Origin of the sequence: Micromonospora sp. NPDC005367, from assembly GCF_040606825.1 — a bacterium.
Classification (GTDB): domain Bacteria; phylum Actinomycetota; class Actinomycetes; order Mycobacteriales; family Micromonosporaceae; genus Micromonospora.
Genome location: NZ_JBEXFP010000009.1, coordinates 54643 through 80385, shown reverse-complemented (window position 1 = coordinate 80385; position 25743 = coordinate 54643). Strand labels below are relative to the sequence as shown.

Genomic DNA, 25743 nt, shown 5'->3' with positions numbered 1-25743 from the left:
GGCGCCGCCGGCTCCGGCTCAGACGTACGGACGGGTGGCGTAGGCGGCCTTCAGCGCCGACAGGCCGGTCGCCTTCGGGGAGAGTGTGCCCCAGCCGGAGTTGAAGTAGTTCGTCCGCACGATCCGCGGTCCCCGCTCGGCGTTGAGCTTGGCGATCGCGGCCGGCACGGTGGCGATCCAGGCGGCCTGGTTCGGGATCTCGGCCACCCGCACACCCCACTCGGCGATGATCACCGGTCGGGAGAGCGCGACCGGGCCGAGGTCGGCGACGGCCCAGTCCTTCGTACGCCGGAAGCGGTCGAGGGCGGTGTGGGTGGGGCTGGTCGCGTACACGTTCCACTGCAGGTAGTCGAGGCGCGCCATCAGTGACTCGGGGTGGGTGCGCTGGTAGCAGGCCCGGTCGAAGCCGCCGAGCCCGACGGAGAACGTGCTGCCCGCCGGGAGTGACCGCGCCTTGAACCAGTTCACGATGTATGTCACCGCCTGGACCGCGCGGGCGTCCGACTCGGCCCAGTTGTAGGCCTTGCCCGCCTCACTGGTGCCGAACTCGTGATCGGTGTCCAACTCGGAGGCGAGCTGGATGTTCACCGGAAATCCCAGCGTTCGGTACTGGGACAGGGCTCGGGCGAAGAGGCCGTCGCACTGCCCGGCGAGCACCTGGCCGTACCCGTACGCCTTGGGCCAGGTCGTTCCCGGACGCTGCTGGATGGTCATCGCGGGCGCCGGGACGGTGTAGGACGTTCCGTCCACGGTGAAGGTCTGCGGTCCGGCGTTCGGCGCCCCGTAGTGCTTCAGCTCCAGCACCATGTTGATCTTGATACCCGATTTGCCGAGTGTGGTCAGCCACGGCCGCTGGTACCCGGGGAAGATGTATCCGTCGGCGAAGCTGCGGTACTGCGTCAGCGAACGGAAGTTGCCGCCCGCGATGTCGGCCGTCGGGTCGGCGCCGCCGGAGAGGTAGTAACCGCCGAGCACCGGTGCGGCGATGAGGTAGCTGGCGGTGGCGATGGCGGTACGGCCGCCGGAATCGCGCACCGTGACTGTGACCTTGGGCATCACGCCACCGCCCGGTAGACGGCCACCGCGCCGTTGTCCGACAGCCGCGTCCAGCTGCGGCCGGAGTCGTCGGCGACGGTGACGGTGAGCGGGTCGATGACCGCGGCGACGCGTACCGGAGCGCTGCTGTTGCCCTGCGCGTCGGTGACCACGATCGTGACGGTCAGTGGTCTGGTGTCGGCGTCGCCGTAGGTGACGGTGAGGTTCATCTGCTCACCCGTCGAGTAGGTCGACGCGTTGAGGGAAGCGGACGCGGTGGGAGCGGCCATGCCGGCCCCTCCTTCCTTGTTCAGCACCGGACCGGCTCCTGGCCGGTGCGGGCGGGCTGTCGTCGGTTGCGGCAACGACCGGGGCCGCCGGGCGCGTCGGTGCTCCGGCGTGGGTTCCCCGGGTACGCACACCCCGTCGTGGGGGTCGGCGTGATCGCGCGTCGAGCCGTGCCGCGGCGCTGCGCCGGTCTCGGGTCGCGGTAGGTCGGTTCGCGTCGAGCGGACGCCGGCGCGCCGGACGTACGGCGGCGAGGGTGGGGACGTCGATGTCGGATGGCGGTCCCGGACGCCCGGGACGGGTGTCGACCGGACGCGATCTCGCCGATGCGTACGGGCCGGCGCTGCGCTACGCCGGAACCGCCGCGGCGGCGGGGCCGGACCCGGTGATCACGGCGCCGGCGGGACGCTGCTGTCGCCGCCGGGCCGGAGGAATCGGATGTGGCCCGCCATCCATACGCCTCTCACCTGCTACAACAGTGCGACGTGAACACCCCGGGTGTCCTGTCAGCTATCGGACAGCACCTCTCGAACGCCGAAAGTCGGGGTCGTGGACGCGTCAGTCGAGGTGTTCGGCCGGCGTGGTCTGCAACAGCCACGCGAGGGGCATCCGAGCGCGTTCCTCGTACGCGGCCCGCGGGCCGAGCCGGTGCAGGGTCACCGTCTGTGCGCCGTCCCGGTCGACCACCCAGTACTGGGGGATCCCCGCCGAGGCGCACTCGCGGACCTTCGTCACCGAGTCGATCGCCTCCGAGCCGGGCGAGACGATCTCGATCACCAGAGTGAGATCGTCGGCGGGCGACCAGACGGCACGCGCCGGTGGCTTGCGCCAGACGCTGAGATCGGGGATCCGACCGCCGACGCCGCTCGCCCCGGGGATACGGACACCGACGGCCTGGAGCACCTGCTCGGCCGGCCAACCCGCCACGACGAGCCAGGCGAGGAGGCGACTGGCGATCATGGCGTGTTCCGAGTCCGGCGGCGGCATGACCGACAGAACCCCCTCGGGGCTGGTCTCGTAGCGATGGCCGTTCGGATCGGCGGCGTTCATCGCCGCCAGGTCGTCGAGCGTCACGACGGCGGGCATGTGCATGCCGACAGCCTCAGCGCTCATGGTCGCCATTCTAGGCAGCTTCATCGCCGCGTCCGCCGAAGCAACTACGCAGTTGCGTAGCCGCTCCGCGTCATGGTTTAGCGCTCAGGTACGCGGGCAAGCGCCGCGGGGCGGGCTGCCCGCCGTACCTGACCGGCAACGCCGGCGGCCAGGAAGCGGGCCGATGCACGTCTCACCCTGGGACTGAGCCGAACGAATCTGTCGGAGGCAGCCATGAGCAACCCGTCTCGTCCCGGGGCGCACGCGGCCGAGGGGAGCGTGACCATCGAGCGCTCGGTCGCGGACGTCTACGACTTCTACCGCGACTTCGAGAACCTCCCCCGGTTCCTGGGGGACGTCAGGGCGATCGAACAGGTCGACCCCGCGACGTTCCGGTGGACGATAGTGGGCCCGCTCGGTATCGAGCTGAAATCCGCGATCCGGCTGACCGAGGAGCGTACGGGCGAGCTGATCCGCTACGAGACGACGGGACCGCCCGGTCTGCGAGCCCGCTGGACGGTGCGGTTCGCCGAGGTCGGTCCGGCCCGCACGGAGGTGCGCGAGGTGCTGGAGACGCCGTTGGGCAGGCTCGGCCACGCGGCCCTTGTCCTGATCGGCAAGCCTCCTGCCGCCGAGGTGGCAGCCAACCTGCACCGGTTGAAACAGCTCTTGGAGACGGGCGAGGTGACGGACACCGACCACGCGGTCAGGGGCAAGTTCGGCACGGCCGCGTAGCACCCGCCTGCGGCAGGGCCCCACGACCGACCCGGAACGACGCGAACGCCGCCGGTCACCCCCGCGTGGCCAGCCACGCCCCCAGCTCGCTGATGCACCGAGCGCGGCTCAGTCCTGGGCCGGCCGGCGGAAGGCGCCGTACCACTCGAGCAGGGCGATCTCCCGCGCCACGATCTCGTCCTGCTCCTCGGGGCCGGTCAGGACGTGGTTGGCCAGCACCTGGAACCCGCCCCAGGTGAACACCCGGGCCGCGGTTGCCGGCTCCAGGTCGAGTGCGGTGTGGCCGGCCTCCTGCTCGCTGCGCAGCCACGTCTCGGCCAGGTCGGTGAAGCGCTGCAACTGGTTGTTCCAGAACTCACGCACCACCGTGTCGTAACCGGACACCTCCAGCACCGCGGCCAGCAGGTGCCGCCGTTCCCGGTAGTAACGCATGTCCCGCACCATGGCCGCGACCAGGCCCTCCCGACCGGCCGCGGGCGGGGCCGATCCGATCAGGTTGAAGGCGCCGTCCGCGAGCGTGTCGATGAGCCTCAGCAGCAGCTCCGTCTTGTCGCGGAAGTGCAGGTAGAAGGTCGAGCGGACGACGCCGGCCTCGGCCGCGATGCGCTGCACACCAAGCTCGGTGAAGCTCGCGCCGCCGGCCAGCAGCCGCTCGGTCGCCTCCAGGATCTTGGCGTCCGCGGCGGCGCGGCGGTTTGGCCCGGGCGAGGTACGGCGGGTGACAGAGGCCATATCGCGATTTTAGATGCGAGCCCTACCCTGGATGCAAGACATCATGTCTCGACGACCTGTCCGACATCTCGGGGAGAGAAGCATCATGACCTCTACGCGGCCCACATTCGTCCTTGTTCCGGGCGCCTGGCACCTCCCGTCCACCTTTGACCTGCTACGCGGGGAACTGGATGCCCTCGGCTACGCCAGCCGCGCGGTGAAGCTGCCCACCACCGGCCCCGACCCGCGCGGCGGCCTGCAGGACGATGCCGCCGCGATCCGTGCCGCGATCGAGGCCATCGGCGGCCCGGTCGTCGTCGTCGCCCACTCGTACGGCGGCATCCCGGCCACCGAGGGTGTCGGGGGCCTGCCCAACGTCCGGCACCTCGTCTACCTGGCCGCCTACGTTCCCGACGTCAACGAGTCGATGTTCACCCTGCACGGCATGCCCGACCCCGACTCGTCGGAGGGCCTGTTCCCGATCGGCTCGGACCCGCGGGCCCAGCTCTACGCCGACGTCCCCAAGGCGGTGGCCGACCTGGCCATCAACCAGCTCGTCGACCAACGCCTCCAGCCGTGGGCCGACCGTGCGACCCGAGCCGCGTGGCACACCGTCCCGTCGACCTACGTGCTCAGCGAGAACGACGCCTCGCTCCCGGTCGAGCTGCAGGAGCGGATGGCTCCCCGCACCAACTCCGTCCACCGGATCCCCACCAGCCACTCCCCCCACCTGTCTCGCCCTGCCGAACTGGCCGCGATCCTCGACGAGATCGCCAAGAACTGACCGAATGGTCATCGGTCGTCGGGTCCGCCCTGAACAGGGGCAGGCCCGACACCCGGGGCTACCCGCTCAGCGGGTCAGTCCCCCGCCACACCGTCCGTGGTGAGGGCCGTCTCCTCGTCAGGCGAGGAGACGGCGGACGGCATCACGCTGCGATGCTCCATCTGGACAGCGCGAGTGCGGATCCGGGGCGACGTACCGTCCTGAACAAACGGTCGCAACTGAAGCATCGAGGCGGCACCGGGACGAGCCTCCGGCTCCGGCGAGAGCGGATCGCCGTGGAAGGATCAGCCGGTGCAGGTCGGGATGCTTGGATCATTCGAGGTTCGCACCAACGACGGCACCACGGCCGACGTGCCGGGCGCCCGGTTGCGCGCACTGCTGATCGCCCTCGCCCTCGAACCGGGCCGCACGGTCCCGAAGTCGATGCTCGTCGACTGGATCTGGGGTAAGAACCCACCGGCCGACGCGGCGAACGCCCTGCAACGCCTGGCCTCCCGGTTGCGCAAGGCCCTGCCGGGCGGCGTGATCGAGGGGCATGCGGGCGGCTACCGCTTGGCGGTGGAACCCGACGCTGTAGACGCCCTCCGGTTCGAGCGCCTCCTGGGCCGGGCTCGCCAGGAGGAGGGGCACGAGCGGGTTCGGCTGTTGCGCGAAGCTCTCGGCCTGTGGCGCGGTGCCGCCCTGCAGGATGTCGGGTTGGACGACAGCGAGACGTTCGACGCGGCGGTGACGCGGCTCGAGGGGCTGCGCGTGACCGCGATGGAAGATCGCTTCGCCGCGGAGGTCAGTCTCGGCCACGGCGCGGAGATGGTCGGGGAACTGACCGACGCGGTGGCCGCGCATCCGCTCCGGGAGCCGCTGGTCGCCGCGCTGATGCGGGCCCTGGTGGCAGCCGGCCGTGACTCCGAGGCCCTGCTCACCTACGAACGCACGAGAGAGGCGCTCTCCGACGCGCTGGGCGTCGACCCCTCACCCGAGCTGTCGGCACTGCACGTCGCGATCCTGCGGGGCGAACTGGGACGGCGGGAAGAGCACCGGAAGACCAACGTGCGTGCCGAGCTGACCAGCTTCGTCGGCCGGGACACCGATGTCGCTGCCGTCCGCGAACTCGTCGCGGAGCACCGGCTGACCACCCTGATCGGGCCCGGCGGTTCGGGCAAGACCAGGCTGGCCACGGAGACCGCACGCACACTCATCGACGAGCTGCCGGACGGGGTCTGGTTGGTGGAACTCGCCGCCATCGGCGCCGACGGCGACATCGCGCAGGCGACGCTCACCGGGCTCGGCCTCCGGGACACCCTGCTCGGCGCGGGTCCGAGCGCCGACCTGACGGACGGTCTCGTCGCCGCGATCCGCGAGCGGGCGGCGCTGCTGATCCTGGACAACTGTGAGCACGTGATCGAAGCGGCAGCGCGGTTCGCCGACCGGATGCTCGGGGAATGCCGCCGGCTGCGGATCCTGGCGACGAGCAGGGAACCGCTCGGCATCACCGGTGAAGCGCTTTGGCTGGTCGAGCCGCTGGCCGTGCCAACCGACGCCGGCCTCGCCGGGATCGCATCCTCGCCCGCCGTCCGCCTGCTGTGCGACCGGGCGGGCGCCGTACGCCGGGACCTCGGCGACGACGAGCACACGTTGTCGACGATGGCGCGTGTCTGCCGGGCACTGGACGGGATGCCGCTGGCCATCGAGCTGGCCGCAGCCCGGTTGCGCACCATGACCATCGAGCAACTCGCCAACCGGCTCGACGACCGTTTCCGGCTACTGACCAGCGGCAGCCGCACCGCTCTGCCTCGACACAAGACGCTGCGCGCGGTGGTCGACTGGAGTTGGGAGTTACTCACCGACGCCGAGCGGGCGGTCCTGCGCCGGCTGTCGGTGTTCTCCGGCGGCGCGAGCCTGGAGGCCGCCGAGCGGGTCTGCGCCGGCGACATCGTCGAGCAGGATCAGGTGCTGGAGCTGGTCACCTCGCTGGCAGAGAAGTCGCTGCTGGTGACCGAGGGTGACGGCGCCCCGCGCTACCGGATGCTCGGCACGATCAAGGAGTACGCCACCGATCGGCTCGACGAAGCAGGCGAATCGGATGTGGCTCGGCAGGCGCATCTCGCCTACTTCACCGAGCTCGCCGAGACCGCGGAGCCGCATCTGCGCCGCGCTGAGCAACTGGTCTGGCTCGCCACGCTCGCAGCCGAACACGACAACATCAGTGCCGCGCTGCGGCGGGCGATCGCGGCCGGCCACGCACAGTCGGCGATGCGGCTCGCGGCGGCCACCGGCTGGTACTGGTGGCTCGGCGGACGCCGGGCCGAAGGCCTCGAGCTGATGATCGCGGCCACCGGCATCCCGGGTGAGGTGACCGACGACGTCCGGGCCATGACCTACGGGATGGTGGTGCTCTTCGTGACCTCCGGGCGGGGAGACGAGCACCAGGGCGCCGAATGGATCCACAAGGCGTACCGGTTCAGTCAGCAGGGCCGGCACCGCAACCCGCTGCTGGGGTTGGTCACTGCGTTGGAACGCTTGCTGCGGGCGCCGGACACCGCAGTGTCCGCGTTCGAGTCGTTGCTGGACAGCGAAGACCCCTGGGTTCGCGCCCTGGCCCGTTGGCAGGCAGGCAAGATGCGGATCATGCTCGGCCGGGGCGGCCGGGAGGCGGAGGCCAATCTGGAGCTGGCGCTCGCCGAGTTCCGGACGCTCGGTGAACGGTTCGGCGTCTCCTTGGCCCTGTCCGAGCTGGCGGGCCAACTCGCGCTGCGCGGTGAGTTCGCCGGCGCGTGTGACTACTGCGAACAGGCGATCACGGTCGTCACCGAGGTCGGGGCCGTCGAGGATGTCATCCGGCTACGGACGCAGCAGGCCCTGCTGTACTGGCGGGACGGCGATCGGGACTCCAGCGCGGCAGCCATCGCCGAGGCCGAGCGGCACGCCGAAGGGGTCACCTGGCCGCATGCGCTGGTCGAGCTGGCGCTCGCCAAGGCGGAACTCGCACGCTGGGGCGGTGACGCCGCGGAGGCACGCCATCAGCTCGGCATCGCGACCGCCGTCCTGGGTGACGACGCGGAGCAGGCGCAGATCCGCGCGAGCATCCACGACCTGCTCGGCTACCTGGCCGACGACCTCCGTGAGGCTCGTTCGCACCGCATGGCGGCCTGGCAGGCGGCGTCCGAGGCGGGACACCCGTTCCTGACCGCCCAGATACTCGTCGGCGTCGCGGATCTGGCACTCCGGCACGACCGGTACGAGCAGGCGGCGCGACTGCTGGCAGCCAGCGTCGCTCTGCGCGGCCTGCCGGATCGTGCCCACCCCGACGCAGGCCGGATCGAACGGGACGCGCGGCGTCACCTCGGCGAAGCACGGTTCGCCGAGGTGACGCGGGAAGGTACGCAGGCGAGCGCGGCCCCGCTGGTCGAGGTCGCGCTCGCCCTGTGACGGTCAACGTGCCGTGCGCCGGATGACGACGTCACCGTGCCGCGTGCGGGCGTGAACCGAGACCTCGGTGTCCGCAGGGTCGGGGTTCCCCTGGGCGGAGACCGAGTCGCGCACCGCACCTCGTTCGCTTTTGACGTCGAGGTGGGCGCTAACGCCCTCGGCGATGCCGACCTCGATGTCTCCCGAGCCGTTCGTCAGCTTCGCCGTACCGCTCGTCATCCGGCCGATCCGGATGGCGCCGCTGGCCGTTCCGGCGGTGACGCTGCCGTGGGCGTGGTCGACGTCGAAGTCGCAGCTGGCACTACTGAGATCAAGGTCGGCGTGAGCGTGGCCGATCCAGACCCGCCCGCCCGAGTTGGAGAGCCGCATCGTGCCCTCGACGTCGCCGATCCGCAGCGTGAACGCCCCGCCGTCGACCTCGGCCCGCCCGGCGACGTGGCCGATCTCGACCTCACCGGAGGCGATGTTCGCCTGCCACGCCTCGACGTGGTCCAGGCGGGCCCGACCCGATGCCATGTGCAGGTCGCACGCGCCCAGCGCGCCGTCGGCGTGGACGTCCGAATGCGCCAGGTAGGCGGCCAGGCCCGAACCGGTGGGCAGGTCGATCGTGATGGCGACCGAACCGGCCCGGTCCCCGGAGACTGTCGTCTTGACCGACAGCTTCCCGTCCGAGAGGTCGACAGTGGTCCGCTCGGCGACCTTGATGTCCTTCCTGCTGGCCGCGTCGATCGGCTCGATCAGCACCACGGTGTCGGTCCGGTCGCTCGCGACGACCCGTACCTGGGCACCGGCGACTTCCACGACGGCGGCGACGGGCGCTGGTGTGGCGAAGGTAGGCATGGCTTCTCCTCTTGCTCGTACGTGGGCTGTTCGCGGGGGTGTTCGCGCCGGTCGGTCAGGCGCGCTTCTGGAAGGTGGAGAGCGACCACAGGTAGCCGACCAGGGCGATCCCGACGCACCAGATGACGGCGACGATCGCGCTGTCGGTGGCGGGTTCGCCGGCCAGCAGCCCGCGCACCGTTTCGATGATCGGCGTGAAGGGCTGGTACTCGGCGAACTGCCGCACACCGGGTCCCATCGTCTCGGCCGGCACGATCGCGCTGCTCAGGAAGGGCAGCATGATCAGTGGTACGGAGACCATCCCCGCCGATTCGGGGGTCTTGGCGGACAGCCCCAGGGCGACGGTGAGCCAGGTGGTCGCGAAGGAGACCAGCACCAGGAAACCGATCGCGCCGAGCCACTCGAGGGGACTCGCCGCCGGCCGGAATCCCATCGCCACGGCCACGCCGACGAGGGCGGCGATGGCGATCACGGTGCGGAGCATGCTTTCGGCGACATGAGCGCTCAGTACGGCGCTGCGCGGGATGTCCATCACCTTGAACCGGTTGATGATCCCCTTCGTCATGTCGGAGTTCACGGCCAGCGCGGTGGCGCTCAACCCGTAGCAGATCGTCAACACGATCATGCCCGGAGTCGCGTAGTCGACGTAGTTGCCGGGGATGTCGAAGGCGCCGCCGATGACGTAGACGAACATCAGCAGGAGGACGATCGGGAACAGGACCGCGTTGAAGACCGCTACCGGATTGCGGAGCGTGTGCTTGAAGTTGCGACCCAGCATGGTCGTCGCGTAGCGCATTATGCGTTCACCTTCGCGTTGGTACGGCCGGTCAGGGCGAGGAAGACGTCGTCGAGGTCCGGCGTGTGCACCGAGAACTCCTCGACCTCGATGGAGAGTTCGTCGAGTCGGGCGAGCAGGGCACGCAGCGAACTCGCTCCGCCGTCGCTGGGCACCCGCAGGATCAGGTCCTCGTCGTCGCGGGTGGAGTCGGGCAGGATCCGCGCCGCGGCGTCCAGTTCGAGGCCGCCCGCGAACCGGAGCCGGACGTGGCCGCCGGGGATCTGGCGTTTGAGCTCGGCGGGAGTGCCCTGGGCGACCAGCCTGCCCTGATCGAGCACCGCGATCCGGTCCGCGAGCCGGTCGGCTTCCTCCAGGTACTGGGTGGTGAGGAAGATGGTGACGCCCTCGGCCACCAACTGACGGATGATGTCCCACATCGTCCGGCGGCTACGCGGGTCGAGGCCTGTCGTCGGCTCGTCGAGGAAGATGACCCGGGGCCCGCCGACCAGGGTCATCGCCAGATCGAGCTTCCGGCGCATACCACCGGAGTAGGTCGACGCCATCTTCCGCGCCGACTCCGTCAGGTCGAACCGCTCCAGCAGGTCGGTGACGACCCGCTTACCCTCGCCCGCGCCCAACCGCTTGAGATCCGCCATCAACTGCAGGTTCTCCTGGCCCGTCAGCAGCTCGTCCACCGCCGCGAACTGGCCGGTGACCCCGATGGCCGCGCGTACGGCCCGGGTCTCGGTCGCCACGTCATGGCCGGCGACGCGTACCGTGCCGCCGTCGGCCTTCGTCAACGTGGTCAGCACGTTGACCGTCGTCGTCTTGCCCGCCCCGTTCGGGCCGAGCAGGGAGAAGATCGTGCCCTCCGCGACGTCGAGGTCGATGCCGTCGAGAACGACCTTGTCCTTGTACGCCTTCCGCAGCCCGGAGGCCGTGATCGCTGAACTCGTCATGCGACCACCATCGGCGTCCGGGCCGCCACGCCCCTGACACGCTCCTGACACGGCCGCTGACACGGTGGCCGGCCGCTCGACGGAGCCTGCTGGACGCCTTCGTCCGGTGGAAATCGCAGCCGGCCGACAGGGGGGCCGTCCGGCGGGTAGCCTCGGTCGATGTTCTCGCCCCACGGCCCGTCACTGCGTGAACTGTGTGTCCAGGCGCTCTCCTCGGTCGAGCGCGGCTACGACCTGCTGGCGCCGAAGTTCGACCACACGCCCTTCCGCACGCCGGAGAGCATCCTCGGCGCCACCGTCGAAGCGCTGTCCGCGCTCGGGCCGTTCGACCGGGGCCTGGACGTCTGCTGCGGTACCGGAGCGGGAATGCTCGTCCTCGAGCCGCTGTGCCGGGGGCAGATCACGGGGGTCGACTTCAGCTCCGGCATGCTCGCGCAGGCACGGCACACACACCCGGAAGCCACCTGGGTACGCGCCGACGCCCGCGCCCTGCCGTTCGCCGGGGACTTCGACCTCGTAGTCACCTTCGGCGCGCTCGGGCACTTCCTGCCCGCCGAACGCCCCGCGCTCTTCGACGGGATGTACCGCGCGCTACGGCCCGGCGGGCTACTCGCCTTCCCGATCGGCGCACCGCCGTCCCCGCTCTCGTTCTCGCACTGGGCCGTGCTCGGGTTCGACCTGGCCATGCGCGTCCGGAATGCCGTCTGGCGCCCGCCGTTCGTCATGTACTACCGCACCAGCCCGCTGCCCGCGATTCGCGACGACCTCACCGCGGCCGGCTTCGCCGTACGCGCCGTCCCGATGACCGCAATGGGTCGACGCCGGGACGGCAGCCCTGGATTCCAGCTCGTCCTCGCGCGCAAACCGAAGGGCGGGCCGTGATCGTCGACCACCTTGCCAGAGCCCTCGTCGCGGCGACGGCGATCCTGGTCGAGTTCGTAGAGTCGGCTGGGGACAGCCAGCGCGGTGCCTTGACCACGCTCGAAGAGATCGCGTACCTGCTCGGCCAGCTGGATCCCGACGAACGCCAGCAGTTTCGCGAGGCGCTGGAACGTATTGCGGCGGCGGAGCCCGGCCGGGCTGCCTTCATCCGCAGCCTGCCGGACACGCTGGGTCTGGGTGCTGAATCGTAGATCGATGTCCTCGTCGGGCAGTCGTGGGCCGTCCGGCCCCGCCTGTAGTGCGGCCGGCTGCCTTGCTGAAAACGACCACGCGTGAGCACGTCGCCGTGGACGGCCCTGACGGCGTGGAGCCGGCCGCCACTGACCGCGGCCGGACCCCGGGCTGGACACGCCACGAGTTGCGGACGCACTCGTACGCATACCAGCTACGGGGCCCGGCCGTGCTGTCACAGCATTACGGACCGTGGCTCCAGGAAGCCCTCAAGACCGAAGCTGCCGTATTCGCGGCCGAGGCCCGACTGCTTGAACCCTCCGAACGGGGACACCGGTTCGTAACCGCCGTTGACCGACACCCGGCCCGCCTCCAGCCGGGACGCGATGCGGCGTGCTCGTGCGGGATCGCCGGAGAACACGTAGGCGTGCAGGCCGTAGGTGGTGTCGTTGGCGATCTCGACGGCGTGGTCCTCGTCGCGGTAGGTGATCACCGACAGGACCGGTCCGAAGATCTCCTCGCGCGCGATCGTCATGTCGTTGGTGACGTCGGCGAAGACCGTCGGTCGCACGTAGTACCCGTCGGGAAGTTCGTCGGGTCGGCCCGGTCCGCCCACGACGACCCGAGCGCCTTCCTCGACACCTCGGTGGATGTAGGACTGGACACGGTCCCACTGCCGCTGGCTGACCATCGGGCCGACGGCGGTAGCCGGGTCGCGCGGGTCGCCGACGGGGTAGTCGCTCGCCACCTTCTTCGTGATGAGCGCGACGACGTCCTCCAGTTGGTTCTCCGGTACGAGGATGCGGGTGCCGGCGGTGCACGCCTGCCCGCTGTTGACGAATCCGACCCCGAGCGCGCCGGCCACGGCCTCCTCGAGGTTGGCGTCGTCGAGGATGATCGACGGCGACTTGCCGCCGAGTTCGAGTGTCAGGCTCTTCAGCGTGCCGGAGGCCTCACGCATGATGGTCCTGCCGACTTCGGTGGAGCCGGTGAAGGAGATCTTGGCGATGTCGGGGTGCCGGTTGATGGTGGTCCCGACGACGTCGCCACGCCCGGTGACGATGTTGAACACGCCCTTGGGCAGTCCGGCCGCGTGTAGTGCCTCGGTCATGACCTGGGTCTGGGTCGCGCTCATCTCGCTCGGCTTGATGACGGCGGTGCAGCCGGCGGCCAACGCGGTCGCGAGCTTGTCGGCGATGAAGAAGGCGTCGGAGTTCCACGGGCTGATCAGGCCGGCGACGCCGATCGGCGCCATCTCGACGACGGCGTTGCCGACCTGCCGGGTGAACTCGAAGTCCTCCAGCGTCTTGATCATGTGGGCGAACGCACCGAGGATCCCGTCGACCAGGAACGAGTTGCGCACCGGCCCGCCGTACTCCAGCACGACGGCTTCCCGGATGTCCTCCAGTCGCGCGGCGACCGCGTCGTGGAGTCGGCGCAGCGCGTCGATCCGCTCTTCTCGCGAAGTCGCGGACCACGCGGGCAGCGCCCGCTTCGCGGCTGCGACAGCCGCCTCGGCGTCCACCTCGTCGGCGAGCTGGACCTGCCCGATCACCTGCCCGGTGGCGGGATTGTGCAGATCGAACAGTTCCGTGCCGTGCGGGGTTACGAATTCACCGTCGATGTAGATCCTGCTGATTACGTTGTTCAGCATGGTAATTGTTTTCTCCATGGCTGTTCGCCGCCGGACCCAGTTGACCGGCGGGGTGGTTTGTGTTTTGCGGCGGACATTGCGCGACAAGGAGCGCACCGAGACTTCCGGCCCGCGCGGAAAGAAGGCCAGGCCCAGGCGGCGTCTATTCGGGCCGCGCCGAAGATGCCGCTCGCAACTGCTCGTCGTCGAAGACGACCTCGACCAGCGGGCTGTGCGCGAACCACACGTCGAAGCTCTGGCGCTGGCCGACCCGCGCCGCGATGTCGGGGCGGTTCTGCAGCTCGAGCACCGCGGTGATCACCCGCCGCCGTGTCTGCTCGTCGACCGGCACTGCGGTGGCGGGCAGGTCGGCCTTGACCCCGTGCTTCAGATGAACCATGAACCGCGGATGGGCTCGCAGGTTCGCGTACCAGCTGCGGGGAACAGGCATGCCGGTCAGGTACCAGCGGCCGTCGACGCGGTGCAACCAGATCTCGTTGCGGCGGGGTATACCGCTGCGTCGTCCCAATGTCGTGATCTCGATCGTGCGCTCGTCCCGGGAAGAATCCGGCCCGATACTGAGGGCGCGGACAACGGCGTCGTCCACGGTCATGGTCGACTCGATCGCGCTTCGCCAAGAGGCAGGTGGCCGTTCCTGATTCCTGGCTGCCGCAGCTTTCGATGCTTCACGTTCTCCCCCTTTGAGCGGTCGGCGAGCGTCGCCCGATCGGTACTCGGCCGTCATCACTCGCCTCTTTCTTCGTGACGGTGGTTCCGGAATCCGTAGCGCGTTCCGGCATCTCCAATACAAGCAACGCCGCTACCACGGGGCTAGCGCAATCGTCTTGCGTGGTTGCATAATCCTCTTCGCCGAGGCGACTGTCAGGGCAGTGCCGCAGGGGCGGGTGCCGCTCCACCACGCATACGGGCCGCGTCAACGCTGGGCGGAGCACCGAACTGGCGCCGATACTCCCGGCTGAACTGGGACGGATTGTCGTATCCGACCCGGTGACCGACACCGGTGACGTCATGCGGACGGCTCGCCAGCAGCAACCTCGCCGCCTGCAGCCGAAGCTTCTTCTGGAACTGGATGGGGGCCATCCCCGTTACCGCCTGGAAGTTCCGGTGGAAGGCGGGCACGCTCATCCCCGAAAGCCGTGCCACTTCCTCCACCCGGAACGGCCGGTTGTAGTTCTCCCGGATCCACTGCACGGCACGTCTGACATGCGCCAGGCTGCTGTCAGCCAGCCCGATCTGGCGGACGATGTCACCCTGTTCGCCGGTCATCAACCGCCAGAGGATCTCCCGCTTCGCCAGCGGTACCAGTACTCTCCGGTCCCCTGGCAGGTCGAGCAGACGCAGTAGCCGCACGATCGCGTCGAGCAGTTCGTCCGGCGCGTCGGTGACCGCGATTCCCGGCCGTACGGCGCCAGGTGCCCTCGGTAGATCGCCCGGCCCGGCCTGCAACAGCAGTTCCGCGATGGCGGCGGGATCCAGCGTCATCCCGAAAGCGAGTGCGGGACGGCCCGGAACGGCATCGACGAATTGTCCTGTCACCGGAAGGTCGACCGATGCGACGAGATACTGACCGGGGCCGTACTCGTAGACACGGTCTCCCACTGCCAGACGCTTGGTGCCCTGGGCGACGACCGCCAGCACCGTACCGGACATCGAGGATCCCGGCAGAACCGTATGGTCGGCCCTACAGATCCGGACACCATCGATGGCAGTGGTCAAATCCGGACGCGCATGCCGTTGCAGCAGTTCAACAAGCTCGTCTGCGGGCATGTCACCAGTGCAGCACAGGACCCGCGCCGGCCGCCCTGCGGCGAAAGGATCGTGCAAGGATCAGAGAGTTACGTGCAACGTGCAACGTGCGACGGACGGAACGGCGACCTACACCTGCTGCGAGGCCCAGGACGTCGACAGGCCGTACCAGCCCGGCCAGACCCTGACAGTGCGCTGGATCGTCGAGGCCCCGGATGAGCCGGGCGGAGCCCCACCGCAAGTCGAGCTGACGGCACGCCTGACGGGTCCGTTCGCCACCGTAGGCGACATCAAGGCCGCGACAGAAGCCACCCCGGACGCGCCAGGGCTGGTCACCTTCACGGCCGCACCGGTTCGACCGTCCGGCACGCCCGACGAACGCCCCGTCAGCACCATTGCGATCGGCCCCGAGGCCGAGCCGGGCTACTACAACCTCGTCACATCCGTGGCCGGCGACGACAACACGACGAGCGGCGGCAGCATCGTCCGGGTGGTGCCCAAGCCCTGAGTGGCCGGGTGCCGCGCATGGCCGTCTGGCGGCGACGCTTTCGGCATCGCTCATCGCTCCCCCGCCGCCCGTGGGCCTTTTGCGGACCGGATACGGGCCCGTCTCAGGGACTGTTCGCCGCGCACCGAATCGTCCCGCCCATACGATCCCGGCATGATCCGGACAACCGGTCACCTGACCATCCAGCCCAAGATCCTTTACTTCGGTACGCCCGTAGTGCTGTTGAGCACCGAAAACGAGGATGGGACGAGCAACCTCGCGCCCATGTCGTCGGCCTGGGCGCTCGGCCAGGTCGTGGTGCTCGGCCTCGGGTCGGAGGGGCAGACCGCCCGCAACCTGCGCGAGCGGCCTGACCTCGTGATCAACCTGCCGAGCGCGGAGCAGTGGCCGGCGGTGGAGCGGCTCGCCCCGCTCACGGGCCGCGACCCGGTTCCGGACCACAAGCGGGGCGCGTTCCAATACGAGCCGGCGAAGTTCGCCGCCGCCGGGCTGCGTCCAGAGCCGGCCGAGCTGGTACGACCGCCGAGGGTCGCAGAGTGCCCACTCCAACTGGAGGCGCGGGCCGTACGGATCAACCCCGACCTGCACGGCGACTTCCTGATCGTCGAGGCGCACGTGCTTCGCGTACACGCAGATCCCGCCATCGTCGTGCCCGGCACGGATCACGTCGCCCCCACCGCGTGGCGCCCGCTGATCTACAACTTCCGGCACTACTTCGGCCTCGGCACTGAACTCGGACACACCTTCCGATCGGAGACGCCGGTGGCCGGGATGGCAGGCGAACGGTAGGGCCCCGGATGTGGCCGGGGTGGAGCGTCTCGCCGCACGAGCATCAATGGCGGCCGCCAAGAGTCGGTGGTCTGCAACGGGGGCTACCGGCTGGTCCGCTCATCCCCATGGGCAGACCGATCTTGACCCTTGCCTATGCCTGACCGACGGCCTGTGCGATGGCGAGGGTGTGCTGATACTCGCGCCAGTGGGCCAGTTTGCCGTCCCGGGTCCGCAGCACCCCGATGAACGGCGCCGAGGCGGTTACCCCGGTCGCCAGGTGTGTGCCGACCAGTTCGTATTCGACCACGATCACCTCGGGGTCAGCGGTCTCGTGTACGACTACGTTGCGGCAGTCGTCGAACCGGACCGGGAACACCGCCCGGCCCGCTTGCGTGTACTCAAGGACCCGTTGCTTTCCCTGGGTACGCGTAGGGCGGCCGGGGGCGGCGAACGGTGTCTCGATCACCACGTCGTCGGCGAGCAAGTCTGCCTCGTAGGTGGACAGGTTCGCGAGCCACCGGGCGCGCATGCTGTCGAAGATCTCGCTTGGTGTCATGTCGTCCTCCTGGATAATGAGTCCTGACTCGACTTGTACGCCCCGAGAATAATGAGTGGAGACTCACTTTGGTAGAGGGGTCACCGCTGCGGGCCGACGCGCAGCGCAACCGGGCACGCATCCTGGACGCCGCCGAGGCGGTCTTCGCCGAGTTCGGCACCCGTGCCTCCACCGAGGAGGTGGCCCGGAGGGCCGGCGTTGCCATCGGCACTGTCTTCCGTCACTTCCCCACCAAGGACGACCTGCTCGCCGCGATCATGAAGCGACTGCTCGCGCAGCTTGTCGAGGAGGCCGGAAAACGTGACCTCTTCGGGTTCTTCACGCACCTGGTGGCGCTGGCCGCGGCGAAGAAGACCGTCGCCGACCTGCTCGCCGGGTCCGGGGTGGACATCCGGCTTCCGGACGCGCTAGGTCACTTGAAGGAAGCGGTGGGCAGGCTGCTGAAACAAGCCCAGGCAGCCGGAGCCGTGGCCCACACGGTACGGCTACCCGAGGTGATGGCGCTCCTTGCCAGCATGTGCCAGGGCGCCCTGCACGGTGGATGGGACAAGCAGCTGCAAGCACGTACGCTCGCGGTCATCTTCGCCGGTCTGAAGCGCGACTGACCGCCAGCTCCGTGGATCAGGCGTGCCCTGGCAGGCACCGATCAACGGGCGGGCGGTGTTCGGTACGCACCAGCGCTGGTCGGTGCCGCTCCCCCGGTTCCTGGTCGAACCGGTGGCCGCCCAGCTCGCCGGCCGTGCCGGTGACGGGCTGGTGTTCACGTCGCCGGCGAGGTGTTGCGAAACAACAACTTCCGTCGCCGGGGTTCGTCCGGGCCGTCGGCAGCATGCCTGACCAGAGAGAACGGCTGGTGGGGCGGGCGGGACTCGAACCCGCCACCGAGGGATTATGAGATCAAGACGAGCGACCCGGCGAGATGGGCGGTTGGGCTGCTAGCAGCGGAAACGGCTCTCGACATCTCTCACTGCTCCCCCGCTGTCCGTCGACCTCTTGCAGACTAGATGCGGACCGCGCCTACGGCTGGGCAGTCGTGCAGAGTGCGCACGTGTGCCGGCCGCCGACATACTCGGCGACGTAGTAGTCGATCGGCTGAGCCGTGCCTGTCTGGTGGCGCTGCCCCGTTTGCCGATCCACAAGAATCGGCGCGTTGCCGACCAAGGAGTCGAGGAATGAACCTGTCTCGATGTACCGCACAGACTGGTAGTACACGATCCAGCAGGCCTGGCGCTCCTCCACGTTCATGATCGCAAGCGAGGGCATACCGGGCACCGAGGACATGTCCTGCAGCACAGCTTCGGCCGCCCTTCTTGCCTCCTGCTCCGTGATCACCCGGAAATCGCACGGCAGTGACCTGGTTTAACCTGCGCCGTCGTACCGGCTGCGACGTCCAGGAGCTGACCATCGTTGACCCGCGAAGCTCAGCGGTTCATGAAGCCGGGGTAGGCGTCGACATCAAGCCAGCGATGGCATCAACAACGCGGACGGCTAGGGTTGCCGGCGTGGTGTCTCCGTCCGTGCGTGTCGCGGACCACCGACTTGTTTCTTCTGAGTTGTCCTCGCTCGATGAGGACAGTTTGGTCGAGTTGCTCGACGCCGCCACTCCGCTCACCACAGGGATCGGCGGCACCACCGCACGTCTCGAAGTTCGTGGCGTCCCTGTCTTCGTGAAGTGCGTGCCATTGACTGACCGGGAGCAGCTCCCGGAGCATCGAATGTCCACCGCGAACGTCTTCGACCTTCCCGCGTTCTACCACTACGGCGTGGGCTCCACGGGATTCGGGGCCTGGCGGGAGTGGGCTTCCCACCGGCTCGCGAACGCGTGGGTCCTCGGCGGCAGGTGCGAGAGCTTTCCACTGATGTACCACTGGCGGGAGCTCCCGGTGGCGCCGACTCCGCGCGTCCCCCCAGACGACATCGACAAGGCTGTGCGGTACTGGGCGGACTCACCGGCCGTCGCCAGGCGTCTCCACGAACTGGCGGCGTCTACCGCGAGTCTGGTGCTCTTCCTCGAGTTCGTGCCGCAGACGTGGAGCGACTGGCTCGTCGAGCGCCTCCGACAGGGGGCTCCGCCGCAGAGTATGCCGTCGAGATGGCGGCGACGGCCTGGCAAGAGGGTGTCGAGGGAATGCGGTTGCAGGGGATGGTGCATTTCGATGCGCATCCCCGCAACATCCTGACTGACGGTGGGCGTCTGTACTTCTCCGATTTCGGACTGGCCCTACATTCCCGCTTCGCCCTGTCCGAGTCCGAGCGGGAATTCCTCGATAGCCATCGGCACTTTGACCGGTACGACGTGGTGAAGTACCTGGTCAACTCGTTCGTGCACGCGCTATGTCCGGCCGAGGACCGCGACACCGTCATCCGAGCCGCTGCCGTCGGCGACCTTCAGGAGGGGCGGTTTCCAAGTTCGGCCGCCCGGTTCCTGCGACTTCATGCCGCCGTCGCCGAGCTGATGAACGGCTTCTACGCCGCGATTGTTGGCGGTCCGAAGACGACCCCGTACCCCGCCGCCGCCCTCGCTGAAGCATGGCATCGAGGAAGGGGCGTCACCAGCTGAGGCGCTGTAGATGAGCGAGCGCTGAGGCGGATCTCTGAGGAGGGCCGGGGTTCGGGGCGGAGCCCCGAGGTCTTCAGAGTCTTGTCGTTCGTCAGCGTGGCCGGCCGGCCCGGCCGATGCCGGCCGGAGGTCGCCAGCCGGCCGGGGCCGGGCCGGCGCGGCCCGCTTGCGGGCCGCCTTGATCTGATAGAGCGCAATTCGGCAACGTCATCCGGTGGGCTGATGTCGTGTCCCGGCTGATGCTTTACACCTGCGTCCCACCAGACGCTTGACATGATCGCCGTGGGCAGCGTTGGTCGGTAGGTGAGCTAAGCCGCCAGCGGCTTCCAGCGCTTGATGACAACCGGGTCAGTATGCGGGGCAGGCCATACCTGCAGTCGAAGTCGCTCCATGGTCGCCGGATCGTCGTCGGAATCAATGCCGAGACGTTCTGCTTCGGCCAGGTTGCTTCTCACGGCTCGTACGCGAACCGGTCCCGCCGCTATCCCGAACCGTGCGGCCTCCGGCTCGTAGTCGGTGCAGCCCATGACGACGAGTCGGCCCGAGGAAACTTGCAGGCTTGCCTCCACGACGTGGTCGAACTCCGCGCTGTCGTCTTCTGGCGCTGCCTCAAGCACCTCCACCGTCACGGCCACGTTGACGTTGACGGCGGTGCCGACCGCCATGGCGTCCGTGTCGACGGCAAGGTTGTCGAGCACCGCCTCATCGGTCCAGGCGTCCCCAAGATCGGTTACGGACCCGTCATCGAACAGGTGGACCTGGTAGTAGTCCGCGAAGAGTTCCAGCTCCGTCGAGATCAGGGCACCCTCCCAGTCTTCGTGCCCTGCGAAGTCTCGTCGCAGACCAAGGTCGACTGTCAAGCATCTGTTGGGACGTATTCGTCAAGCATGTGGTGGGACTAGACACATCCGGTGGGCTGAGGCGCGTCACGGCAGCCGGTGGCTGCGGTCCTGGGGCCGAACCTGGTCTCGCTGGTGGCCCGCCGCTTCATCGAGGTGCGCCACTTCGACGGCTGGATCACGCGGTTTCAGCCTCGATGGCGGCATGATATTCGGGGTCATTTGACCTCGGCAGAACCCTTGTCGGGCCGGCTGTCCACAGCTGTGTGTTTAGTGTGAAAGAGAGCAGTGGACGCCGCCGACGACGCCCGAACCGCTGCGCGAGCACCAATCCCTCAACCGTGGCGGTGTACGGCCCGTGCTTCAACTCTGACCGTTGGCCCTCCCACTGAAACTCAATGACCCGCCCGATCGCCTTGCGTCCTTCCACCGCGAACGGCATAGCGTAAGACGGCACTCGCCCGCGGTGAGTGGGTCGATCCGGCTCTAGCGCGGGTCACCGTGGGCGACTGGGCTGCTCGGTGGTTCGCCAATCAGGTGCAGCTCAAGCCGTCGACTCGCCAGCGGTACCGTAGTCTCCTGCGGCGGCAGGTGCTCCCGGTGTGGGAACGCGTCCCGCTTTCGGCAGTCACGCACGCCGACGTTGGCGAGTGGGTGCGCTGCATGAGGCAGGCCGGTCTTGCGCCGTCCACCGTTCGGCAAGCTCACCGGGTGTTCTCGCTGCTTCTGGCGCCGGCTGTTCGGGATGGTCGGCTGACTCGCAACGTCGCGGTGGGCGTGCGGCTGCCACGGGTCGGACGGGTCGGAGAAGGTGTTCCTGACCCACGGCCAGGTGGGCGAGCTGGCGGCAGCGGCGGAGCCGTATGGGCTGATCATTCGGGTGCTGGCCTACACGGGGCTGCGGTGGGGCGAGCTGGCGGCGCTTCGGGTTCGGCGGGTGGATCTGGTGAAGCGTCGGCTGCTGGTGGCGGAGTCGGTGACGGAGGTTAACGGTCGGGCGGTGTTCGGTACGCCGAAGACGCATCAACGCCGGTTGGCGCCGCTCCCCCGGTTCCTGGTCGAGCCGATCGCCGCGCAGATCGCCGGCCGTTCCGGTGACGAGCTGGTGTTCACGTCCCCGGCCGGCGAGGTGCTGGGCAACAACAACTTCCGTCGCCGCGTCTTCGATCGGGCTGCGGAGTCGATCGGGCTCGCCGGCCTGACCCCGCACGAGCTGCGGCACACGGCGGCCAGTCTCGCGGTGGCCGAGGGCGCCAACGTGAAGGCGGTGCAGCGGATGCTCGGGCACGCCTCGGCGGCCATGACGCTGGACGTGTACGCGGACCTCTTCGAGGACGACCTGGACCAGGTGGCGGACCGCCTCGACCGAGCGGCGGGTCGTGCGGCTGCGGACTCAGTGCGGACTGAGAGCGTTGGTCCGGACCTCGACGCGGTGAGTCCGGGTCGTCGGCAGCATGCCTGACCAGGGAAAACGGCTGGTGGGGCGGGCGGGACTCGAACCCGCGACCGAGGGATTATGAGTCCCCTGCTCTAACCGGCTGAGCTACCGCCCCGGCACCGCGCGGATCTTATCCTGGCCGGTCGATCATCGGCCAGGGGCGGAACCAGCGCCGTCGCTCATCGGCGTCGCCGGTGCAGCAGCACGATGGGCAACGCGAGGATAACAGCGCGCAGCCTGCCCGCCCGGGGCGACGCCCCATAACCGGTCCTCGTCGCTCCGGCCGCCCCCGGAACGAGCTGGGACGGCCGGAGCCGCGCGCTCATCCGGATCGGGCCAGGACCGGGCCGTCGACGCTCACGTCCCGCCGTCCCGGAGTTGCCTCAGCACCGCACCGGCGGCCCGCCAGCCGCTCGTCAGTGCCCCCTGAATGGACGGGCTGTCCCGGTGGTCTCCGGCCACGAAGAGCCCGTCTCCGAGCGCCACCGGCTTACGTAGCCGCCCTTGTGGCGGCGGCGCGGCGGGCAGCGCCTGGGGGACGGTGACCGTGCTCAGGTGCGTCCAGTCGGCTGTGGAGCGTCCGAAGAGCCGGTCCAGTTCGAGTCGTACGGCGGGCTCGGGTGGGGGCGTCGGGCCGACCACCGAGGTGGCCACCAGATGCCGCCCGGCTGGCGCGTACGTGGGCGCGGCCCGGCTCGCGACCACCGTGTTGGTGATCAACTCGCGGCGATCGCCGTCGAGGAGCAGGATCGGCTCGTCGACCGGGGGTTGGTCGGTGCTGTGGTAGTAGGTCGTGTAGCTGTGCATGCGTACCGCTCTCAGGGTCGGCAGCAGCGCGGCGACCGCCGGCGGGTCGACAGCGACCACGACGGCGCGGCAGCGGATGTCGCCGGCCTGGGTGCGGACCCGCCGGGGAGCAACCTCGGCGACCGGGGTGTCCAGGTCGATGAGGTCGGCGGGCAGCGGTGCGGCGACCGCCCGGGGCAGCGCGGCCATCCCCTCGGCGGGCAGAGCGTTGCGGCCGCGGGCGAACGAGCGGAGCACCATCGCGAAGACCCGGCTGGAGGTCTCCAGTTCCCGGTCGATGAGGACGCCGGAGAGGAACGGACGGATCAGCTCCTCGATGAACGCGTCGGAGAGCCCGGCGCGGCGCAGCGCGACCTCGGTGGTGGTCTCCGGCGCGTCGAGCAGCCGACCGGCGGGCAGGGTGGCGCAGCCGGCGGCCAGCCCCGCGAACCGGAGCCGGTCGAGCAACGTGCCGACCCCGGCGAACGCGGTGCCCGGCGCGGCGACCGGTTCGCGTAGCGGGTTGACGAGCCGGATGAGCCGGTCGCCCTTGCGGACCAGCACACCGGAGGTGAAGTACCCGAGTCGCAGGCTGTTCACGTCGAGCAGGGCGCCGAGCCGCGGGTAGGCGGTGTTGAGCACCTGGAAGCCGCGATCGAGCAGGTAGCCGTCGACCTCGTCGGTGGCGATCCGGCCGCCGAGCCGGCCGCCGGCCTCCAGCAGCCGCCAGGGCACGCCCGCACGGTGCAGTCGGCGGGCGGCCGCGAGGCCGGCCAGCCCGCCGCCGACGATGACCACGTCCGTCTCAGCCAGTGTCACGGCGTCCCTCCGCACGGCTCGTCCGGGCCAGCCGGCCCGGCCACCAGATGGTCGGCCCGATGTCGTACGCGAGCGCGGGCACCAGCAGCGAGCGCACGACGATGGTGTCGATGAGTACGCCGACGGCGACCGCGGTGCCCAGCTCGACCAGGACCACGAGGGGCAGCACGGTGAGCGCGGAGAACGTCGCGGCGAGCACGATGCCGGCGGAGGTGATCACGCCGCCGGTGACCGCGAGGCCGGCCAGGACGCCGGCTCGGGTGCCGCGCCGCACCGACTCCTCGCGGACCCGGCTCATCAGGAAGATGTTGTAGTCGATGCCGAGGGCGACCAGGAAGACGAAGGCGAAGAGCGGGAACGCGGCGTCCACGCCGGGGAAGTCGAAGACGTGGCGGAACAACACGCCGCAGAGCCCGAGGGTGGCCGTGAACGAGAGCAGCACCGTCGCGATCAGCAGCAGCGGGGCGAGCAGGGCGCGCAGCAGCAGGGCCAGGATGACGGCGATGACCGCCAGCACGACCGGGATGATCACGTTCTGGTCCCGTTCGGCGGCGGCGGTTATGTCCACGTTGGTGGCGGTGAACCCGCCGACCAGGGCGTCCGCGTCAGGTACCCGGTGCACCGTCGCGCGCAGGTCGCGGATGGTTCGCTCCGCGCCCGTGCTGTCCGGCGGGTCGGTGAGCGTCGCCTCGAGCTGGATCCTGCCGTCGACGACCAGCGGCGGGCCGGGTGGCCCGGAACCCGCCGTCTGCTCGCGGGTGACCGGTCGGACGTCGGCCACCCCGCGGGTGCCCTGGGCCGCCTCGGTGACCTGTTTCGCGGCGGCCTGGTTGGCGATGATCGTGGCCGGGCTGCCGGTACCGGCCGGATAGTGCCGGGCGATCACGTCCTGGCCGGCCACCGAGTCGGTGCGTTTGGTGAACAGGTCGGACTGGCCCAGCGTCGTCGTGCCGAGTTGGGTGAGACCGATCGCGAGCACGCCCAGCCCGACGGCGGTGATCAACCAGACCGGCCGGGCGCGGCGGGCCACGAAGCCGGCGATCCGGCTCCAGATGCCGTGCTCGATCTGCGCGGTGGCCGGGTCGTACCGGGGCCGGCGCGGCCAGAACGCCCACCGGCCGCCGAGCACCAGCAGCGCGGGCAGGAACGTGAGCATCACCAGCAGGGTCGCGGCGATGCCGACGGCGGCGACCGGGCCGAGCGCTCGGTTGGAGTTCAGGCTGGAGAGCAGGAGGCAGAGCAGACTCAGGATGACGGTGCCGCCGGAGGCGATCACGGCCGGGGCCGCGCCCCGCCACGCGGCGCGCATCGCGTCCCACGATCGCTCGTGCCGGTGCAGCTCCTCGCGGTAGCGGGCCACCAGCAGCAGCGCGTAGTCGGTGCCGGCGCCGAAGACCAGCACGGTGAGGATCCCCTGTGCCTGCCCGTTGAGGGTGACCAGGTCGGCGTCGGCGAGCAGATAGACGAAGAGCGACGCCAGGGCGTACGACATCCCGGCGGCGAGCAGCGGGAAGACCCAGAGCACCGGGCTGCGGTAGACCACGAGCAGGATCACCAGCACCACGCAGAGGGTGACCAGCAGAAGCGCCCCGTCGATGCCGGAGAAGACCTCGATCAGGTCGGCGAGCAGGCCGGCCGGGCCGGCGACGTCGACGGTCAGCCCGCCACCACCGTCACCGGTGATGTCGCGTAGTTGTTCGACGACCGTACCGATCCGTTCCCCCTCGGCGTCGTCGATCGGTACGACCACCTGCAACGCCTGCCCGTCCGCGCTGGGGATGGGCGGCGGCAGCGGCCCGACCACGCCGGGGACCTGGGCGAAGCGGGCGGCGTCGGCGCTCACCTTGTGTTTGTCCGCGTCGGTGAGGCCGGTGGTGCGTTCGTAGACGACGAGGGCGGGCGTGGTCTGCCGCTGGATGAATCCGCGGGAGAGCTCCTGGGCCTGGGTGGCTTCCGCGTCGGCGGGCAGGAACGCGGCGTTGTCGTTCGTCGCCACGTCGGAGAGCCGTCCCGAGTACGGGCCGGCGAGCCCGCCGACGACCAGCCACGCGAGCACGACGACGAGCGCGACCAGTGTGGCCCGGCCGCGACCCAGCGCTGCGGACATCCGCCCCCACCCGTGAGTCGACGTACCGACGGACGTAGGCGATTCCTGACGCCGGCACCGATCATCCTGCCCGGCCAACCGGGCATTTTCGGGCCAAACGGACTAAATGTCATGGCCGCCGGGCATCCTCGGGCAAGCCTGACGGCCGGGCGCGGAAAGGCTCGCCGCAGCGGCCGCACCTGCGAAGGGGCGCGGTCG

At 69.6% G+C, this 25743-nt stretch carries 26 protein-coding genes, 1 tRNA gene and 1 pseudogene; 12 read left to right on the top strand and 16 right to left on the bottom strand.

Features of this window, described 5'->3' with window-relative positions:
- Positions 1-18: 18 nt before the first annotated feature.
- The 3 genes from ABZS42_RS09275 to ABZS42_RS09265 form a co-directional block, all read right to left on the bottom strand.
- Positions 19-1056, bottom strand: a complete 1038-nt coding sequence (locus ABZS42_RS09275; protein WP_355143437.1) for a hypothetical protein — start codon at positions 1054-1056, stop codon at positions 19-21.
- Entirely contained in the window at positions 1056-1325 is a 270-nt protein-coding gene (locus ABZS42_RS09270; protein WP_355143436.1) for a hypothetical protein, read from the bottom strand. The genes ABZS42_RS09275 and ABZS42_RS09270 overlap by 1 nt, the downstream gene beginning before the upstream one ends.
- Before the next feature lie 556 nt (positions 1326-1881).
- Positions 1882-2436: a Uma2 family endonuclease gene (locus ABZS42_RS09265; RefSeq protein WP_355143435.1), complete on the bottom strand. Its 555-nt coding sequence runs from the start codon at positions 2434-2436 to the stop codon at positions 1882-1884.
- Between the two features lie 213 nt (positions 2437-2649).
- Between ABZS42_RS09265 and ABZS42_RS09260 the strand changes: the two genes are divergently transcribed.
- Positions 2650-3150 (top strand): SRPBCC family protein, encoded by a 501-nt coding sequence (locus ABZS42_RS09260; RefSeq protein ID WP_355143434.1) that lies wholly within the window; start codon positions 2650-2652, stop codon positions 3148-3150.
- 108 nt (positions 3151-3258) lie between these two features.
- On the opposite strand, the gene ABZS42_RS09255 is transcribed toward ABZS42_RS09260, so the two are convergent.
- Positions 3259-3882: a helix-turn-helix domain-containing protein gene (locus ABZS42_RS09255; RefSeq protein ID WP_355143433.1), complete on the bottom strand. Its 624-nt coding sequence runs from the start codon at positions 3880-3882 to the stop codon at positions 3259-3261.
- A gap of 85 nt (positions 3883-3967) precedes the next feature.
- On the opposite strand from ABZS42_RS09255, the gene ABZS42_RS09250 reads away from it, so the two are divergent.
- Positions 3968-4645 (top strand): alpha/beta hydrolase, encoded by a 678-nt coding sequence (locus ABZS42_RS09250; protein WP_355143432.1) that lies wholly within the window; start codon positions 3968-3970, stop codon positions 4643-4645.
- 291 nt (positions 4646-4936) lie between these two features.
- Positions 4937-8071, top strand: coding sequence for a BTAD domain-containing putative transcriptional regulator (locus ABZS42_RS09245; RefSeq protein ID WP_355143431.1), 3135 nt, complete (start codon positions 4937-4939; stop codon positions 8069-8071).
- A gap of 3 nt (positions 8072-8074) precedes the next feature.
- Here the strand turns inward: ABZS42_RS09245 and ABZS42_RS09240 are convergent, their stop codons facing one another.
- Genes ABZS42_RS09240 through ABZS42_RS09230 form a run of 3 tightly spaced genes read right to left on the bottom strand, consistent with a single transcriptional unit; the run spans position 8075 to position 10648 of the window.
- Complete coding sequence (locus tag ABZS42_RS09240) at positions 8075-8911, bottom strand: DUF4097 family beta strand repeat-containing protein (protein ID WP_355143430.1); 837 nt, start codon at positions 8909-8911, stop codon at positions 8075-8077.
- Between the two features lie 55 nt (positions 8912-8966).
- On the bottom strand, positions 8967-9707 hold the full coding sequence (locus ABZS42_RS09235) for an ABC transporter permease (RefSeq protein WP_355143429.1): 741 nt from the start codon (positions 9705-9707) through the stop codon (positions 8967-8969).
- Positions 9707-10648: an ATP-binding cassette domain-containing protein gene (locus tag ABZS42_RS09230; protein WP_355143428.1), complete on the bottom strand. Its 942-nt coding sequence runs from the start codon at positions 10646-10648 to the stop codon at positions 9707-9709. Before ABZS42_RS09230 ends, ABZS42_RS09235 begins: the two co-directional genes overlap by 1 nt.
- A gap of 159 nt (positions 10649-10807) precedes the next feature.
- On the opposite strand from ABZS42_RS09230, the gene ABZS42_RS09225 reads away from it, so the two are divergent.
- Both ABZS42_RS09225 and ABZS42_RS09220 read left to right on the top strand, forming a co-directional pair.
- Positions 10808-11530, top strand: a complete 723-nt coding sequence (locus ABZS42_RS09225) for a methyltransferase domain-containing protein (protein WP_355143427.1) — start codon at positions 10808-10810, stop codon at positions 11528-11530.
- Positions 11527-11781, top strand: a complete 255-nt coding sequence (locus ABZS42_RS09220) for a hypothetical protein (protein ID WP_355143426.1) — start codon at positions 11527-11529, stop codon at positions 11779-11781. Before ABZS42_RS09225 ends, ABZS42_RS09220 begins: the two co-directional genes overlap by 4 nt.
- Before the next feature lie 215 nt (positions 11782-11996).
- Here ABZS42_RS09220 and ABZS42_RS09215 read toward each other — a convergent pair whose 3' ends face one another.
- From ABZS42_RS09215 to ABZS42_RS09205, 3 genes are all read right to left on the bottom strand, one after another.
- A complete protein-coding gene (locus ABZS42_RS09215; RefSeq protein ID WP_355143425.1) occupies positions 11997-13415 on the bottom strand; it encodes an aldehyde dehydrogenase family protein in 1419 nt (472 codons plus the stop codon).
- 142 nt (positions 13416-13557) lie between these two features.
- Positions 13558-14139: a nitroreductase/quinone reductase family protein gene (locus ABZS42_RS09210; protein ID WP_355143424.1), complete on the bottom strand. Its 582-nt coding sequence runs from the start codon at positions 14137-14139 to the stop codon at positions 13558-13560.
- 137 nt (positions 14140-14276) lie between these two features.
- Positions 14277-15182: an AraC family transcriptional regulator gene (locus ABZS42_RS09205; protein ID WP_355143423.1), complete on the bottom strand. Its 906-nt coding sequence runs from the start codon at positions 15180-15182 to the stop codon at positions 14277-14279.
- 169 nt (positions 15183-15351) lie between these two features.
- On the opposite strand from ABZS42_RS09205, the gene ABZS42_RS09200 reads away from it, so the two are divergent.
- Both ABZS42_RS09200 and ABZS42_RS09195 read left to right on the top strand, forming a co-directional pair.
- Positions 15352-15669: a hypothetical protein gene (locus ABZS42_RS09200; protein WP_355143422.1), complete on the top strand. Its 318-nt coding sequence runs from the start codon at positions 15352-15354 to the stop codon at positions 15667-15669.
- 153 nt (positions 15670-15822) lie between these two features.
- Positions 15823-16458 (top strand): flavin reductase family protein, encoded by a 636-nt coding sequence (locus ABZS42_RS09195; protein ID WP_355143421.1) that lies wholly within the window; start codon positions 15823-15825, stop codon positions 16456-16458.
- A gap of 133 nt (positions 16459-16591) precedes the next feature.
- Here the strand turns inward: ABZS42_RS09195 and ABZS42_RS09190 are convergent, their stop codons facing one another.
- Positions 16592-16996, bottom strand: coding sequence for a nuclear transport factor 2 family protein (locus ABZS42_RS09190; RefSeq protein WP_355143420.1), 405 nt, complete (start codon positions 16994-16996; stop codon positions 16592-16594).
- A gap of 68 nt (positions 16997-17064) precedes the next feature.
- Between ABZS42_RS09190 and ABZS42_RS09185 the strand changes: the two genes are divergently transcribed.
- Positions 17065-17601 carry a helix-turn-helix domain-containing protein gene (locus ABZS42_RS09185; protein ID WP_355143419.1) on the top strand — a complete coding sequence of 179 codons (537 nt, stop codon included), beginning with the start codon at positions 17065-17067 and terminating at the stop codon, positions 17599-17601.
- A 412-nt stretch (positions 17602-18013) separates the two neighbouring features.
- On the opposite strand, the gene ABZS42_RS09180 is transcribed toward ABZS42_RS09185, so the two are convergent.
- A complete protein-coding gene (locus tag ABZS42_RS09180; protein WP_355143418.1) occupies positions 18014-18328 on the bottom strand; it encodes a YrhB domain-containing protein in 315 nt (104 codons plus the stop codon).
- A gap of 17 nt (positions 18329-18345) precedes the next feature.
- Between ABZS42_RS09180 and ABZS42_RS09175 the strand changes: the two genes are divergently transcribed.
- Entirely contained in the window at positions 18346-19176 is an 831-nt protein-coding gene (locus ABZS42_RS09175; RefSeq protein WP_355143417.1) for a hypothetical protein, read from the top strand.
- A complete protein-coding gene (locus ABZS42_RS09170) occupies positions 19140-19556 on the top strand; it encodes a hypothetical protein (protein ID WP_355143416.1) in 417 nt (138 codons plus the stop codon). The genes ABZS42_RS09175 and ABZS42_RS09170 overlap by 37 nt, the downstream gene beginning before the upstream one ends.
- Positions 19557-19864: 308 nt before the next feature.
- On the opposite strand, the gene ABZS42_RS09165 is transcribed toward ABZS42_RS09170, so the two are convergent.
- Positions 19865-20416, bottom strand: coding sequence for a hypothetical protein (locus ABZS42_RS09165; protein WP_355143415.1), 552 nt, complete (start codon positions 20414-20416; stop codon positions 19865-19867).
- Positions 20417-20896: 480 nt separating this feature from the next.
- On the opposite strand from ABZS42_RS09165, the pseudogene ABZS42_RS09160 reads away from it, so the two are divergent.
- Together ABZS42_RS09160 and ABZS42_RS09155 are read left to right on the top strand one after the other, a co-directional pair.
- Positions 20897-21040, top strand: a pseudogene (locus tag ABZS42_RS09160) (hypothetical protein); the annotation flags it as partial.
- Between the two features lie 166 nt (positions 21041-21206).
- The gene (locus ABZS42_RS09155; protein WP_355143414.1) at positions 21207-21857 is read left to right on the top strand and encodes a site-specific integrase; all 651 of its coding nucleotides are present in this window, start codon (positions 21207-21209) and stop codon (positions 21855-21857) included.
- 14 nt (positions 21858-21871) lie between these two features.
- Here ABZS42_RS09155 and ABZS42_RS09150 read toward each other — a convergent pair.
- The 3 genes from ABZS42_RS09150 to ABZS42_RS09140 form a co-directional block, all read right to left on the bottom strand.
- Positions 21872-21948 (bottom strand) — tRNA-Ile (locus ABZS42_RS09150).
- A 242-nt stretch (positions 21949-22190) separates the two neighbouring features.
- Positions 22191-23432: an FAD-dependent oxidoreductase gene (locus tag ABZS42_RS09145; protein WP_355143514.1), complete on the bottom strand. Its 1242-nt coding sequence runs from the start codon at positions 23430-23432 to the stop codon at positions 22191-22193.
- Entirely contained in the window at positions 23425-25545 is a 2121-nt protein-coding gene (locus ABZS42_RS09140; RefSeq protein WP_355143413.1) for an MMPL family transporter, read from the bottom strand. The genes ABZS42_RS09145 and ABZS42_RS09140 overlap by 8 nt, the downstream gene beginning before the upstream one ends.
- Positions 25546-25743 lie beyond the last annotated feature (198 nt).

Bases quoted from the DNA above. Each gene is read 5' to 3' on its own strand.
- ABZS42_RS09275 (WP_355143437.1), bottom strand. From the start codon at position 1,056: ATGCCCAAGGTCACAGTCACGGTGCGCGATTCCGGCGGCCGTACCGCC.
- ABZS42_RS09270 (WP_355143436.1), bottom strand. From the start codon at position 1,325: ATGGCCGCTCCCACCGCGTCCGCTTCCCTCAACGCGTCGACCTACTCG.
- ABZS42_RS09265 (WP_355143435.1), bottom strand. From the start codon at position 2,436: ATGAGCGCTGAGGCTGTCGGCATGCACATGCCCGCCGTCGTGACGCTC.
- ABZS42_RS09260 (WP_355143434.1), top strand. From the start codon at position 2,650: ATGAGCAACCCGTCTCGTCCCGGGGCGCACGCGGCCGAGGGGAGCGTG.
- ABZS42_RS09255 (WP_355143433.1), bottom strand. From the start codon at position 3,882: ATGGCCTCTGTCACCCGCCGTACCTCGCCCGGGCCAAACCGCCGCGCC.
- ABZS42_RS09250 (WP_355143432.1), top strand. From the start codon at position 3,968: ATGACCTCTACGCGGCCCACATTCGTCCTTGTTCCGGGCGCCTGGCAC.
- ABZS42_RS09240 (WP_355143430.1), bottom strand. From the start codon at position 8,911: ATGCCTACCTTCGCCACACCAGCGCCCGTCGCCGCCGTCGTGGAAGTC.
- ABZS42_RS09235 (WP_355143429.1), bottom strand. From the start codon at position 9,707: ATGCGCTACGCGACGACCATGCTGGGTCGCAACTTCAAGCACACGCTC.
- ABZS42_RS09230 (WP_355143428.1), bottom strand. From the start codon at position 10,648: ATGACGAGTTCAGCGATCACGGCCTCCGGGCTGCGGAAGGCGTACAAG.
- ABZS42_RS09225 (WP_355143427.1), top strand. From the start codon at position 10,808: ATGTTCTCGCCCCACGGCCCGTCACTGCGTGAACTGTGTGTCCAGGCG.
- ABZS42_RS09215 (WP_355143425.1), bottom strand. From the start codon at position 13,415: ATGCTGAACAACGTAATCAGCAGGATCTACATCGACGGTGAATTCGTA.
- ABZS42_RS09210 (WP_355143424.1), bottom strand. From the start codon at position 14,139: ATGACGGCCGAGTACCGATCGGGCGACGCTCGCCGACCGCTCAAAGGG.
- ABZS42_RS09205 (WP_355143423.1), bottom strand. From the start codon at position 15,182: ATGCCCGCAGACGAGCTTGTTGAACTGCTGCAACGGCATGCGCGTCCG.
- ABZS42_RS09195 (WP_355143421.1), top strand. From the start codon at position 15,823: ATGATCCGGACAACCGGTCACCTGACCATCCAGCCCAAGATCCTTTAC.
- ABZS42_RS09190 (WP_355143420.1), bottom strand. From the start codon at position 16,996: ATGACACCAAGCGAGATCTTCGACAGCATGCGCGCCCGGTGGCTCGCG.
- ABZS42_RS09170 (WP_355143416.1), top strand. From the start codon at position 19,140: ATGGTGCATTTCGATGCGCATCCCCGCAACATCCTGACTGACGGTGGG.
- ABZS42_RS09140 (WP_355143413.1), bottom strand. From the start codon at position 25,545: ATGTCCGCAGCGCTGGGTCGCGGCCGGGCCACACTGGTCGCGCTCGTC.